Origin of the sequence: Fluviicola sp. (genome assembly GCF_029266855.1) — a bacterium.
Taxonomy (GTDB): domain Bacteria; phylum Bacteroidota; class Bacteroidia; order Flavobacteriales_D; family Crocinitomicaceae; genus Fluviicola.
The window spans coordinates 87603-102041 of sequence record NZ_JAQSWB010000010.1 but is presented as its reverse complement, the minus strand read 5'-3'; the positions used below and the strand labels follow the sequence as shown (position 1 = coordinate 102041).

The following is a 14439-nucleotide window of genomic DNA, read 5'->3' as shown; positions in this document are numbered from 1 at the left end:
CTTAAGAACGTGCGTAACGTCGTCTACGCAAGTAGAATAATAAAATTGCCAGTAAAATAATGAAAAATGAAGGAAGAACAATATTGATAAGCATGTATTTCGTGCGTTGATCCTTTACTTTTTCTTTGTCAATAGGATGAATATCAATTTGTTTGCTGCGGATATCCAATACCGAGTTATCTCCCATCATATAATCCACCATGTTTTGGAAAAATTCCTGGTTTCCATAGATCAGGGGCTGCATACGCATTTGTGCCATTACCTCATCGTAACGTAAGTTGTTGAATGAGATCGGTCGGTACATCATCTTTCCTGTCTTATTCGGCATTGAGTCGTAGTAATTAGCGATGAAAGAACCGTTTGCTACAACCATTACTTTTCCTTCTTCCCGGCTTTTTGTAAGGAATCCGGATTCCGGGTTTTTCGCAAACTCGTCGATCAAACGGTTTTTGAAGTGGGAATCGAATTTTCCTTCTGATAAACCGGCAATGCAGATTTTATTTCGTTCTGAAGTCGGATTATCTGCCAGAACAGGAACTTTTCCATAATTCATTGGTATTGCAAGGCTGATCATTGGAGCCATGCCGGTAACACGTGAATTGGTTGAGCTGGTAAGAACCGGCGACACCAATCTGGTTTCACCCGGGATCAGTTGAATCTGTGAAGCATAACGAAGCATAACCGGCTCGATGTTCCGTGCGATCGGATGTTTGGTAGGTGTGGCGGCAACGTAAAAGAACCACGGCAATAAACTTTGCTTTGCAAATGGGGTCTGAATAGGTGCGCACCTTACATCCATAATGTAATTGTCATTGGTTTTGATCCCGTAATCGAAGAGCATTTTGTCCAGTCCGAGTTCCGTTCTTACGGTACTTACCACTCCTGTCAGGTTCAATGAATCCTGGGGGAAAGTAAGTTTGTCAAAGAAGCACATCAGCCTTCCGCCGCGCATGACGAACTGATCGAGAATGTAAAGATCTTTATCTGAATAACTTGTTCTAGGTCGTGCAATGATTGCACCGGTAAAACCGTCCAGTGCTCTCAATGAATCATTTAAGACCAGGTCTTCGACAGAATAATAGGGCTCCAGCAAAGAGCGAACCCGCTGTGTCTCTGCAAAACGCAATTCTCCATGTCCGCCAATGAAAGCAATACGTGGTTTTTGTTTTTGAATGGTTCGTCTCAAAGCTGAAATCAACATGTATTCCAGGTTATTGATCGAATTCTGGATAGTTGTTTCTGAGAATTCTTTGGATAATTGCACAGGTTGTCCCTGAGGGGAACCCGGTAACAACTGGATGTAATTTTTGGTAAAACCTTCGTATTCGATTTCTGCTCCCGGCCAAAGGGTCATTTGGGTTTGTGAACCGTCTTTCTGGTAAACGATCTCCAGTGGAATAATTCCGTCTCCTTTATTGTAGAGGATTTGAAACAAACTGTTTTGTTCTGCTTCTGTTCCTTCCAATGGGTCAATGAATTCGTATTCGATACGATTTCCTGCAATTTCCTTGAATTCGGCGAGTTTATCTTCGATTGCATTTCTGAATCGTTTGATTTCTGCCGGAAGTTTTCCTTCCAGGTAAATCTTCAGGTACAAACGGTTTACTTTATTGTTTTTCTTGCCGTCTTCTCTCATTTTTTCGAGAAACTCAATAGATCCGGATGAAAGCGAGTAACGCTCATCTTCAGTCATATCGACCCGGCTGTAAACGAAAGTTCCGATAATATTCAGGAATATTACTACACCTACAATGATACCAAGTAAAATCCAGTTGTAGAATTTTTTTATTTTGCCATTACTTTCAGCCATCGGATTAACGTTTCAAAGATTTAACAACTGTAAGGGTTGCAGCTAAGAAAATTGCAATCATCCCGAAAAAATAAATAAGGTCGCTCGTGTCGATTACTCCTTTTTTGATACTTGTATAATGGGACCAGAGTCCTAAATATTGAAATACAAAGTCAAAATCACCCATGAGGTTAAAGGACCCGAGTTGATCGAAACCGTCGTAAAATAACCAGCAAAGGAACATCGCCATAATGAATGAAACAATTTGATTACTGGTAATTGCGGAGGAAAAGATGCCGATTGCGATCAGACAGGAACCTAATAAAATTAGTCCAAGGTAAGAAGTGAAAGTAGCTCCTTCATCAATAACAGTTTTGGCTACTCCGTCTTCATCGAAGGAATCTGCTCCGAGACTCACCATGCTGTAGTAGTAAATTAATGTAGGAAGGAGCGAGATGATGAGCAGTGTTACACCCGCAAGATATTTTGCGGCAATGATCTGGAAGTCGGTAATCGGTCGGGTGAAAAGCAGTTCGATCGTTCCGCTTTTTCGTTCTTCAGCGATCATACGCATGGTAATCGCAGGGATTAACACGCACAGAACATAAGGTGCTACGTTGAAAAAAGGAATCATATCTGCTTCTTCTCCTTCCAGTAAGTTTGACGGTCCGCTGACAAGCCAGAGCATGATTCCGGTAAACACCAGGAAAATGACGATGAAAATGTATCCGATAACTGAGCCTAAAAAACTCCTGATCTCTTTCCAGTAAAGTGCTTTCATATCTAATTAACTTCGGCAAAAATAAGAACAATATTGAGAATCTCTCTAAATTCTATTCACTTACGTGAATGTCGTCGGAAGCAGTGCTTCCCCTTGCTTTTGAGTAGCTATAAACGTTTAATCTGCGAGATGGTTGGGTGTAAAAGAACCGTCTTCAAAATAGGCGTCTACGCTCCATGCTTCGGGTTTCCCGCCAAACCATGGTTTAATGGTGGACCAAACTCCCCCGAATAAATCGGAGTCCCGGTAGTTGTTTAACGCATTTTCATCCTTCCAGTTACTGTAGGTGAAAATAATGTTGGGGTGATGAATGTCCTGCAGCAAGCGCATTCCGTAACAGTTTTCGAAATTACTCACTCGGGTGTTTATCGTATCAAAGTATGCAAGGAAATCTTTTACTTTTTCTTCCTGAAATGTCAGTTTAACAATTCGTGTAAGCATGTGATTAAAATAATGAATCAATTGTTTTTGCAGATCCGCGTGGTGTAAACTCAATACGAACCAGGTCGTGAATACGAAGGCCGAAAAGTGAATCTGCTCCGCCGCCATTTCCTGTTGCGCCTTTGTTTATCGCTATTTCCAGTAAGTTGTTATCGTTGAAAAATGCCAGTCGTTCTCCGGGAGCAACATCGTTGTATGTGCTTGAAATTTCGTCGATGTAATATTCGCGTTTTCGAAATAGAATGGTAAACGGCGCGTCTTCGAATCTGCCAAAGATTTCTTTGGTAATATTCGTGATGGCGTTTCCGTAATGATCGATGTGAACGATTGAACCCTTAATTAAATTTTCTTCAATAACGGCATTCACAGTATGAGCAACGCGCCAGGAGCTTTCTTCGGAACCGATGTCGCTGAGTGCTTCTCCGTTTAGAATCCGGATTGCTGTCGGAACAAAAATATTTTTTACCGGAAAACGAAGTCCCTTCGGATTGGAAAGCACATTGTCAATTCTCCAGAAGCCTTCCGGTTTTTCATCTTTTAAGATCAGGGCGAAAATCCCGTTGTCGTTGGAAATGAAATAATGTCCTTTGAAAAGCATGATGCTTGGGTAAGCGCCATTACTTGAATTAATAATGGGTTCGCTGTCTACTCCTATAATGTGGATCGTTCCTTCCGGGAATTCATGAAACGAGGCCTGGATATAATAGCTTGCATCTGCAATGTCGAACGGACGTACCTGGTGAGTAATATCGACAATAGAAACTTGAGGGGCTAATTTGAATAAATTTCCCTTTAGAACCGCTACGTAGTAGTCAGTCAATCCCATATCAGTTGTCAAAGTGATAATTCTCATTTGATAAACCTGTCTGTATCCGTTGAAAAATTAATTAAATTTGTTTCAAAAATACGGGTTAATAATACAACCGGAACTTACAAACAAAAGATTTATTCACATTGACAGAGAAGAAAATTGAAATAAACGGGGCCAATGTTGCTGAATTATTTGGAGTTAACAACTCAAATTTGAAACACATTCGGTCTTTTTTTCCAAAATTGAAGATCAATTCACGCGGAAACGAGTTGACTATTGTCGGAGACCCTGAAGTTATGGAGGAGTTTGAACGCAAGTTTGAATTGATCCTGGCTCATTTTAACCAATACAATATATTAACTGAGAATAACATCGACAATCTCATGTTGGACGATGGTCCTGCTATGCTTTCTTCGGATGGTACTGAAACATTGGTTCATGGAAATGGCGGAGTAAAGATCAAAGCGAAAACACTGAATCAGCGGAGATTGGTTCAGGCAGTTAATAAAAGTGATATGGTTTTTGCGGTCGGTCCGGCCGGAACAGGGAAAACATACACTGCTGTTGCTTTGGCGGTTCGTGCTTTGAAGGCAAAAGAAGTAAAGCGGATTGTTCTTACACGGCCTGCGGTAGAAGCGGGAGAAAACCTGGGATTCCTTCCGGGAGATTTAAAGGAGAAACTGGATCCGTATCTAATGCCATTATATGATGCTCTTCGGGATATGATCCCGCCGGAGAAACTGGCCGATATGATCGAGTTCGGAATCATTGAAATTGCTCCTTTGGCCTTCATGCGCGGTAGAACTTTGGATAAGGCATTCGTTATTTTGGATGAAGCGCAAAATGCTACGGTGATGCAGATGAAAATGTTCCTGACACGTATGGGGCAAACAGCACAGTTCGTGATCACGGGAGATATGTCTCAGGTGGATTTACCGCATCGTCAAAAATCCGGGTTGTCTTATGCACTGGATATTTTAAATGATGTGGAGGAAATAGAAATTATCCGCCTGACTCAAAGCGATGTGATCCGGCATTCACTGGTTAAACGAATCATTGATGCGTTTGATAAAGCTGAAGCGATCGAGAAAGCTAAGCGATTTGAAAAAGAACAAGAGGAAGAGTCAAAATCAAACCCGAGAAAAAAATAAAAGTTCCAAATTTGTAAATTATGTTGAACGAAACAATTACGAGTACCAATTTTAAATTTCCGAAACAAACCAATGTTTACAGAGGAAAGGTGCGTGAAGTGTATACCATTGACAATGATATCATGGTGATGGTTGCCACTGACCGGATTTCTGCTTTCGACCACATTTTACCAAAAGGAATACCGTTTAAAGGTCAGGTCCTTAACCAGGTTGCTACCATGTTTTTGGAGGCTACCCGAGACATCGTTCCAAACTGGTTAATAGGAACTCCTGATCCTTCTGTTGCTGTTGGTTATGCTTGTGAGCCTGTACGCGTTGAAATGGTTATTCGCGGTTACCTGGCCGGTCATTCTGCACGGGAATATGCCTTGGGGAAAAGAGTTTTATGTGGCGTGGCACTTCCGGAAGGAATGAAAGAGAACGACCGCTTTCCCGAACCGATCATCACTCCGGCAACCAAAGCAGATGAAGGTCACGATGAGGATATTTCAAGAGAAGATATTTTGAAAAACGGAATTGTACCTCAGGATATTTACGAAAAAATGGAGTCTTACACCCGTGCTTTGTTCAAAAGAGGGACGGAAATGGCAGCTGAAAGAGGTTTGATCCTGGTGGATACAAAGTATGAATTCGGAATTAGAAACGGTGAAGTCATTTTAATTGACGAGATCCATACACCTGATTCTTCCCGCTATTTTTATGCGGAAGGATACGATGAACGCCAGGTAAAAGGGGAGAACCAGCGCCAGCTTTCAAAAGAGTTTGTTCGCCAATGGTTAATAGAAAACGGATTTCAGGGCTTGGATGGCCAGGTAATGCCGGATATGCCGGATTCGTTTGTAGAGACAATCACGGACCGCTATATTGAACTTTACGAAAAGATTACCGGGAATTCCTTTGTGAAAGGCGATACATCCAATATCAACAAGCGAATTGAAACGAATGTGGCAATTTTCCTGATGGAGAAAGGGATTATCTAGATTTTAAGACATAAGACTTTAGGACATCATGACTTTATATCTCAGGGTGTTCAAGTCTTATAGTCCTAAATCTGAATATCCTGAAGTTTTAAATCTTCTAAGCAGGATTTGTAAGATAGAACGTCGGACATTTACCTTATAAACGGATGAAGTCTTAATATCTTAAAATCCTCTTAAGTTGCGCTTTGCTTCGCAATGATTTTCCAGAACAATTTCGGGAAGAAGCGTTTCAGTGTGACTGCTTTTATTTCCTTGTTTCCGATTAAGATCTCTTTTTTCTTTTTATCAACTGCTTTTAAAAGAATTGAAACACATTCCTCAACGGGCATTCCTGTTGCCTGGTTGTGGTCCATTTCTCCGTGTGCATTTCGGTCTTTCCCCAAAGCACTCATTGAGATCGGGGTATTGATTTTCCCTGGATAGGCAATTGTCACGGAGATATTGTTTTTTGCCTCCTCCAAAAGCAAACTTTCGAAAAATCCCTGGATGGCATGTTTACTTGCACTGTAGGCGGATCTCAGGTAGAAACCAAATTTTCCCGCAATACTCGAAATTGCTATTATATGTCCTGATTTTTGAGCCTGCATAATCGGTAGAACTGCTTTCGTCAGTGCAATTGTCCCGAAATAATTGATTTCCATAATTCGCCGGTCTACTTCAAGCGAAGTTTCACTGGCCTCAGCCCGTTGACTTAATCCTCCGCAATTGTAGAGGTAATCAATTCGCTTCATTTCTGCTACGGCCTGTTTTGCCAGGTCGGGGAAATCGGAAGAGTGTTCCAGGTCCAATGGAATGATGAGGTGTTCTTCTGAATTCGGAAGAGATTTTTTCAGGTCCTGAAGTTTTTCTTCACTCCGGCTTGATAAGATTAGTTTCAATCCTTTTTGCGCCAGTTGTTTGCAAATTTCTTCACCGATTCCGGATGAGGCGCCTGTGATCCATGCTACTTGTTTCATCGTATTACGAAAATACATATTTAGATTTGAGATGCAATTTTTCTTCCTAAATTGGAAAAACTTAGTATATTAGATTAATACTGCTATCAATTGAGAAAAAATTTAGAATCAGATTCTATTCCCCGGGAAGTCATAACATACTTTGAAGAGTTGCGTGTGAGGCTCGCCTTTCGCATGTCTGTCGTGTTTTTGTGTATTTTCAGCATTCTTTCTTATACACGTTATTTTGAATCAATGGAAAGCTTTAGTATGATGGCCGTTGCTACGATCATCTGCGCTATCTGTTTGCTTATCATGAAATGGAATAACAAGAATTATTTATTGGTATTTTATATTTATTCCATCTGTGGCTATATTATCATAGCCTTCTCTTTAATGGTTTATCACAGCAGAATCCATTTGGTTGATGTGTTGTGGTTGATGACAGTAGTATTCCTGGCTTTTTTCACCCTGGGACGCAAATTGGGTTTTATAATGTTGTTTTTATCCATTGTCGTAATAGGGATATTTATTTTTTCCTACCTGAATAACCAGATCCTGCAGCTAAAAGAGCTAACGATCTATCAAAAGATATCTTTGTTAGTCGAATTGATAGGGGCATTTTCCATAAACTTTTACATGTTTTATTTGTTTTTGACTTTGAACAGCTACTCACAAACGAAACTTTTGGAATCGTATGGCCAGGTAAAAGATCAGAATACAAAAATTCTATTGCAGAATGAAGAAAAGACCATGCTGGTTCGTGAGATTCATCACCGGGTAAAGAATAACCTGCAGATCGTTGTGAGTCTTCTCCGGATGCAAAGCCAGGAAGTTGATAATCCGGAATTCCGGGGATTGTTCCAGGAATCGATCAACCGGATTATGGCGATGTCAATGATCCATCAGAAGCTGTATCAGAATGATAATCTGTCACAGATCAGAATTGGCGATTACCTGGATGAATTGATTCACGAAATCATGAACCTGAGTTTTTCGGAACAAAGTGTTCGCTACGAGATCAAGACAGAAGTCGGGAAGATTGGTTTGAAAACATTGATTCCGGTCGGACTTTTAGTTAATGAACTTGTATCAAATTCGCTGAAACATGCGTTTGAAGACAGATCGAAGGCGAGAATCCGGATTGAAATCCAAAGAGAAGGAGAGAGTAGATTGCGGATTAAGTATTCCGATAATGGAGTTTGGAAGCCACAGGTTGGAAACTCTTCCTTCGGACTGATCTTGATCGATACGCTGATTGAGCAGCTGGAAGGTACAAAAGAAGTACTGCAGGAAGAAAACGGAACCACCTATTCAATTTCCGTTCTGAACCTGGAAGAAAGAGATATTTTGGCATAAAAAAAGTCCCTCGGATTTCGGGGGACTTTCAAATTTCTTTATGATTACAAATCATCAGGTAAATTCGCCTGCTTGTATGATTTGGCTTTTGGCTTTAATTTATCGATAAATACGACTCTGAATTTCTCGCCGTCAACAGTAAAGATCATTTCGGAAATTCCGTTTGTTACTATCGGGCTCGTTTTTTTTGCGTTGTAGAACTTCTTTTCCAATAAGTAATAGGTTCCATCGTCATACTGAAGAAATACGGAAACGACAGATCCGTTTTCTACTCGCGCTTTACCGGTTAAACATTCTGTACCTTCAGGGGTGAAAAAACTTACGATAACATTTCGGTGCATATCATCAGCAACTGTATAGGAGCCTCTTTTTGAGAAAGCTTCTTCCAGTTTCTTAAAACAGTCATCTTGTGCTGATGCGCTGAATCCTAGTGTTAAGGTTAGAATGGCAAGTAGAATATTTTTCATAGTTGTTTTTGTGTTATGGAGCCAACTCCGATTTTCAAATATAACAAGTTTATCTAAAATGGTAACTGCACTCAATAATTATTTATTTTTGACAATCAATCCCATTTGTAAAGGCATGAAACAAATAGCAGACCATTTTAACGAAGCGCTTGAAATTTTGCAGAAATTTAACAGCGAAGAGAATCACCGCCTGATCCAAAATGCAGGAAATTTAATGGTTTCGGCGATTAATTCAGGGAACAAGATAATTTCATGTGGAAACGGTGGGTCAATGTGTGATGCTATGCATTTTGCGGAAGAATTAACGGGTCGTTACAGGGATGACAGAAGGGCTATCCCGGCTTTAAGTATTTCTGACCCCTCTCATATCAGCTGCGTGGGAAATGATTACGGTTATGAGTTTATTTTTTCGCGCTACCTGGAAGCGATCGGGCAAAGCGGAGATGTACTCCTGGCGATCTCAACTTCCGGAAATTCAAAAAATGTGCTTCGGGCGATCGAAGTTGCAAAAGCAAAGGGGATGAAAATAGTCGGGCTCACAGGAAAAGACGGTGGACAAATGGCCGGACTTTGTGATGTGGAAATTCGTGCTCCTTTTTCTGAATACGCAGACAGGGCACAGGAGATTCACATAAAAGTAATTCATACCTTGATTGATTTCATTGAACACCAATTGAATGCTTGATTTTCTAAAAAGAAATATTCGCGCAACTACTATTCTATTGATCATCAGTGTATTCACCCTAAAGTTTTCGGCAAAAATACAAGATGTAGTAAAAGACGAATCTACCTGCGTCTGCAGCTACGACGGGTATGGATATTACATTTATCTTACCCAGCTTTTTCAATACCGGAATTTGAATTTTAAAAAGGCCGAACTGCAGGCTGTCCAGGATAAGTATTGTGAAGGAACCCTGGTTTACCAGGTTCAGAACGGGGATACCGGAAATCCGCTGAATATCTATCATATGGGACAGGCATATCTGGAATTACCTGCTTATGCAATCGGCCATGTGTTTGCAAAAACACTGGGTTATCCGAAAGATGGTTTCAGTAAACCATACCACATCGCTTATTTACTCAATGCCCTTGTTTTCATCTTGTTGGGAATTTATTTTCTGAATAAGATTCTTAAATTATTCTTTTCGGATCAGGTAAGTTCTTTATTGCTGCTCATTGTTTATTTCGGAACAAACTTTTGGACTACGGCTATTCACGCTTATCAGTTACAGCATATTTATTTGTTTGCATTGGTGGGTTTACTTTTTTATTCTTTATTGAAGTTTAAAGAGCTCAAAAAGAACAAGCACTTAATTATTGCGGCATTGACACTGGGATTAATATCTTCCATAAGACCAACCCATGTTTTATTGGGCTTGCTTCCGCTGCTGATGCTTAGAAAAGTGTATGTAAGCAATTGGGCTTACTGGAAATCGATTCTTTTATTCCCGCTTGCAGGCTTGCTTTTCAATTTGCCTCAAATGATCTACTGGAAAATCATGGGCGGAAGCTGGTTCATTTTGAATATGCATGTGGAAGAGATCGTGATAATAGATCCGCACATCATGGATTTCCTGTTCAGTTATAAAAAAGGCTGGCTTTTGTATACTCCCGTGTTTTTATTGCTTATTCCCGGCTTTATACAACTTTATAAGCAACGCAGGCAATTATTCTGGGGAATACTTGGTTCGGTTTTATTGGCGGTCTGGATCTTTGCTTCCTGGGAGTGTTGGTGGTTTGCTGCTTCGTTCGGTTCACGGGCGATGGTAGATTTGTATCCTTTGCTGGTTTTGCCTTTGGGATTTGCCATTGTTTATCTTGGAAAGTCGAAATTAACTTCATGGGCAATGATGCTTTTTGTGTTTTTCACTTTAGGACTTTCAATCCTGCAATCGGAGCAGTTTTCAATAGGTTATTTGCACCCAGATAGAATGTCGAAAGCCCACTACTGGTATATTTTCGGAAAGCTTTCCATGCCCGATTACCAGGTAAACCGATTGGAAATTGATCGCTCAAATGTAAACTGGCCAGGTAAAATTAAACCTGAAGAATTGGGATTTGGAAAGATAGAACGGCTTACTTTCTGTGATCTAAGGAACCTGAAAGCTTCCGCAGGAGCGAGTACCCTGCTTTTGAAACAAGCATATTTCCCAAGGTTAAAAACCGACGAAACCTTGTTTGAAGCACAAATTGTTTATCAGAATAAAGATAGCCTGAATCCTGGGATTATTAATTTTGAGTCCTTTAGTAAATACAATACGTATAGCTGGAACGAATATTCATTGCTTACTAAGAATATTGGAACGAAGGATACATTGAATGTCCAGTTTAACCTCCCCAGAATCAACCACAAAGGAGACAAGATCCAGGTTTATGTCGAAAATCCGGGTAAAAAAGAAATAATAATTCACTCTTTAAAAATAAAGGCGGTAAGTTTGATCCGTTATTGAACTGTCTTAAACTACAAAAGAACTACCATATGAGCTCATTTTCACATTTTTTTGATTCGGGAGAACAAGCACGTCAAAAAGGTCATTTCAGAAACCTGATTATGTTGGCACGAATTGATGGAAACGTCAGTTTCGCAGAAAATCAATTGCTGAAAAAAATTGCTACAAAGCTTTCTTTAACCGAAGAACAGGTAACGGAAATCTTTGAGAATCCGGATGATTATCCCTTCATTCCACCGGTAACAAGAGAAGAAAGATATGAGCGCTTCATTCAATTGATCCAGCTTTTGGGTGTGGATGGGAACATGGATGCGAATGAAACCAGGCTGGTAAGAAGACTGGGAGTTGAATTGGGTTTCACACCTGAGCGAATCGATGAAAAGTTTCCCATTATCCTGGAGCATTTAAGAAAAGGAATGGACCGCGAAGAAGTCCTGAGAATTGTAATTTGATTCAGCTTAATTTTTCTTTTTTAACTGGTCTTCAATTCGTTTGGTGATGAGCTGAAACAGTAATTTTGAATCTTGCTGGTTTAACTTTCTGCCAAAACGAATGGTTTTACCCAGGTATTCAAACTCAATGCGTTCACCTCCGCGTATCCATGGTGAGTTTTCCCATGCAGACTGAAATGAATTCTCTTTTGGAACCGAAACGCGTACTTTTTTAATGTTCTCCAAATAGTACTCTTTCGCCTTTCCATAACTTCGGATGCTTGTTTTGATAGTTAGGGATATTTTGTCGACTTTAATATATTCCCTGCCATACAAAATCCACAGGAATGTTCTTCCTACACGTACGAAGTAGTAAAGCCAGAAGACCATGAAAACGCCAAGTATCAGCTTTTCCTGTTGGGAGAAAACGAAAGCAAAAAACGACCAGGTGATGGTAACACCGATTGCGAACCACATAAAAAACCAGGCACCCATTAATGCTTTTACAACTCCAACTTGCTCGGGAGTTATAATGAAGGTCGTTTTATTCTGATCGTCGAGATAACTAATTCGGTTTCCAATCCATTTCATAAAACAAAAATACCGAAAAAAAGTAGGGACGCGATTAATCGCGTCCCTACTTTTTTTCGGTCAATGTGATTACTGAATAATCACTTTTTTCTGGGTAACTGCATTGTTCATTTTCACATTTACGAAGTAAACCCCGACTGGTGTATTACTTGTATTGATGGTAATGATCGAAGAGCCATTCAGTTGTCCGTAGTTTTTGCTTGAAATTTCTTTACCCGCAATATCCGTTACGGAAATAGTTACTTCGCTTTGTTCTTTTATCTGTAAGCTCACAGAAACAGCTGTTGTAGCAGGATTCGGATAAACCTGTACCATGTCGTCAACCTGGCTCAGATCATTTAAACCTGCAGTTACATCTGTACCGGTAACAAATCCGTTTGTTACGGCTTCCGGAATAGTTGCTTTTCCTGCATTGTCAATTTTCCCGCTTGGATCGAATAATAACCCTATGATGTGAATTTTAGTTTCGTCCCATGAAGCAGGTAAAATAAAAGTAGCTGTAATCGTATGTGTTTCACCGATGTTTACGGTTCCCGGAAAACTGTTGATATAACCGGTAAAACTTGGCTTAATTGCACGGGCAACATGATTGTAAACCATTTGTGCTGCAGGAACAGGATTAGGCAGGGATTCAAATCCACCCATCGTTCCGTTACCGCCACCTGCGTATGCATTCGCCTGACTGAAACCTGTTGTCCCGGTTACCTCATCTTCCGTTAAAACGATTCCAAGCCTATAGTTGTTGTTTGCCGCTGCAAGGAAATTAGCAGAAGTAGATACTTTTAATTCGCGGGTGGTTGCATTCCAAGTTGCACCATTTGTGATCACTGCTTTCGGAGCGACCTGAATACGTGCTAAGAAATCTTCTTCCATTTCGGATGGATCGACTTCAGGCAAACGGTCAATAAGTGCAGATGGATACCCGGCAATTAACCCGCCCATTCCTGCATCGTATATTTCATTAGTCATTGTATCACCATTGTGAACTGCAATTCCAGCCCAATAGTGTTCGTATTTTGTTTCCATCAGATCCATAAAAACAGCACCTCGCGGACACCAAACACACCAGGTTCCGGTTCCTTCTTCCCCGACTACCATTTTACCCATGGCCGGAACCAGCGGATCAAGGTTAATCGTTAAGGAATCGTCGTCCGAATCATCGTCGGCTCCGCCGCCATTTACATTGCTCACAGTTGCAACCATAGGGATGTTTCCTGCCGCAATGGTCAGTGTTCCGTTCATGGTAACTGTTGTGCTGGCTAAGGATGCTAAATTCAATCCGGTAACGGTTTGACTGATGGTATTACCGTTGTAATCAACATCGACATCAAAAGAAGTAATTGGTGTTGTTCCCAGGTTCCGGACAGTCACCTGCGGAGTTACAATATTTCCGGCCAATAATCCCTGGTCGAATACCAAGCCGTTTACTGCTCCGTTCAAAGAGGGCAGGGTATAAGGAGTTATTTCATAATGAAAGTCATCGATGAAATAGCCGCAACTGTACGGAGCATTTTGATCTGTCGGGTAAATATCGATCGATGCAATTTGATTAATTGGATTGGCAAAGGAACCTACGGAAAGGTAATCGATAAAAACTTCCCAGTGATTGGTGTTGAAGTTAATTGCAAGTTTGAAGTTGAACCAGCCGCCTTGAGGATAAGTAGCTCCTGTAAAATTTAACCCGTCCTGGTTGACAATACTGATAGTTCCGTTATCGTTGAAAAAACAATCCATTGCCCAAACCTGACCGATTGTTGCATTTCGCTGAAGGTTAAAATATCCGGCTTTGCCTGTCTCAACTTTCATGTTGAAGTTCATCTCAAACTGTCCGGTATTCAATACGCCGAAATTGCGAACCAAATCTGTTGGACCACCTGCTTGTACTGAGGTTGCAAAATATAAAGAGTTGGCTCCGGAAGCTGCATCGGCATTGGATACCAGAACGTCTTCCGTTCCCCCGGGAGCATTGCTCCAGGTTGTCCATGCTCCACCGCTTTGCGGACACAATTTTTGTCCTGCAGTATAAGAGTCAAAATCATCTGTAAAAGTTTGACCGAACGCTGCGAGACTGGTTAAAAAACCAAAAGTGAGTAATTGTTTTTTCATAAGTAAGAGTATAGAATATGCTTAAATATACTAAATGTAAAAGAGAAAAAGGAAGTCTTTTTCTCTTGAACTATTGAAATCTTACTATGGGCTATTCTGTATCTTAATGAGTTGAATAGTAGAGGTTTCGGTTCATTAAGGTTTGTT

The 14439-nt window shown here is 40.6% G+C and carries 14 protein-coding genes; 6 read left to right on the top strand and 8 right to left on the bottom strand.

What is annotated here, in order from left to right:
* Nucleotide 1: 1 nt before the first annotated feature.
* The 4 genes from K0S23_RS17475 to K0S23_RS17460 all read right to left on the bottom strand — a co-directional run bounded on the left by K0S23_RS17475 (nt 2) and on the right by K0S23_RS17460 (nt 3864).
* Nucleotides 2-1810, bottom strand: a complete 1809-nt coding sequence (locus K0S23_RS17475; RefSeq protein ID WP_300360063.1) for a Gldg family protein — start codon at nt 1808-1810, stop codon at nt 2-4.
* Between the two features lie 4 nt (nt 1811-1814).
* A complete protein-coding gene (locus tag K0S23_RS17470; RefSeq protein ID WP_300360061.1) occupies nt 1815-2570 on the bottom strand; it encodes an ABC transporter permease subunit in 756 nt (251 codons plus the stop codon).
* Between the two features lie 117 nt (nt 2571-2687).
* On the bottom strand, nt 2688-3011 hold the full coding sequence (locus K0S23_RS17465) for an antibiotic biosynthesis monooxygenase family protein (RefSeq protein WP_300360059.1): 324 nt from the start codon (nt 3009-3011) through the stop codon (nt 2688-2690).
* A gap of 4 nt (nt 3012-3015) precedes the next feature.
* The gene (locus K0S23_RS17460; protein WP_300360057.1) at nt 3016-3864 is read right to left on the bottom strand and encodes an SAM-dependent chlorinase/fluorinase; all 849 of its coding nucleotides are present in this window, start codon (nt 3862-3864) and stop codon (nt 3016-3018) included.
* Nucleotides 3865-3965: 101 nt separating this feature from the next.
* On the opposite strand from K0S23_RS17460, the gene K0S23_RS17455 reads away from it, so the two are divergent.
* Complete coding sequence (locus K0S23_RS17455) at nt 3966-4973, top strand: PhoH family protein (RefSeq protein WP_300360056.1); 1008 nt, start codon at nt 3966-3968, stop codon at nt 4971-4973.
* A gap of 23 nt (nt 4974-4996) precedes the next feature.
* Entirely contained in the window at nt 4997-5953 is a 957-nt protein-coding gene (locus K0S23_RS17450) for a phosphoribosylaminoimidazolesuccinocarboxamide synthase (protein ID WP_300360088.1), read from the top strand.
* A gap of 173 nt (nt 5954-6126) precedes the next feature.
* On the opposite strand, the gene K0S23_RS17445 is transcribed toward K0S23_RS17450, so the two are convergent.
* Nucleotides 6127-6909 (bottom strand): SDR family oxidoreductase, encoded by a 783-nt coding sequence (locus K0S23_RS17445; protein WP_300360054.1) that lies wholly within the window; start codon nt 6907-6909, stop codon nt 6127-6129.
* Nucleotides 6910-6999: 90 nt separating this feature from the next.
* On the opposite strand from K0S23_RS17445, the gene K0S23_RS17440 reads away from it, so the two are divergent.
* A complete protein-coding gene (locus K0S23_RS17440; protein WP_300360052.1) occupies nt 7000-8247 on the top strand; it encodes a sensor histidine kinase in 1248 nt (415 codons plus the stop codon).
* A 44-nt stretch (nt 8248-8291) separates the two neighbouring features.
* Here K0S23_RS17440 and K0S23_RS17435 read toward each other — a convergent pair whose 3' ends face one another.
* Nucleotides 8292-8714, bottom strand: coding sequence for a hypothetical protein (locus tag K0S23_RS17435; RefSeq protein ID WP_300360050.1), 423 nt, complete (start codon nt 8712-8714; stop codon nt 8292-8294).
* 115 nt (nt 8715-8829) lie between these two features.
* Between K0S23_RS17435 and lpcA the strand changes: the two genes are divergently transcribed.
* The 3 genes from lpcA to K0S23_RS17420 are packed head-to-tail and all read left to right on the top strand — an operon-like array spanning nt 8830 to nt 11616.
* On the top strand, nt 8830-9399 hold the full coding sequence (lpcA, locus tag K0S23_RS17430; protein WP_300360048.1) for a D-sedoheptulose 7-phosphate isomerase: 570 nt from the start codon (nt 8830-8832) through the stop codon (nt 9397-9399).
* The gene (locus K0S23_RS17425; RefSeq protein WP_300360046.1) at nt 9392-11164 is read left to right on the top strand and encodes a hypothetical protein; all 1773 of its coding nucleotides are present in this window, start codon (nt 9392-9394) and stop codon (nt 11162-11164) included. Before lpcA ends, K0S23_RS17425 begins: the two co-directional genes overlap by 8 nt.
* Before the next feature lie 29 nt (nt 11165-11193).
* Nucleotides 11194-11616: a TerB family tellurite resistance protein gene (locus K0S23_RS17420; protein WP_300360045.1), complete on the top strand. Its 423-nt coding sequence runs from the start codon at nt 11194-11196 to the stop codon at nt 11614-11616.
* 6 nt (nt 11617-11622) lie between these two features.
* On the opposite strand, the gene K0S23_RS17415 is transcribed toward K0S23_RS17420, so the two are convergent.
* Entirely contained in the window at nt 11623-12186 is a 564-nt protein-coding gene (locus tag K0S23_RS17415; RefSeq protein WP_300360043.1) for a hypothetical protein, read from the bottom strand.
* Between the two features lie 69 nt (nt 12187-12255).
* The gene (locus K0S23_RS17410) at nt 12256-14292 is read right to left on the bottom strand and encodes a T9SS type A sorting domain-containing protein (protein ID WP_300360041.1); all 2037 of its coding nucleotides are present in this window, start codon (nt 14290-14292) and stop codon (nt 12256-12258) included.
* Nucleotides 14293-14439: the final 147 nt, after the last annotated feature.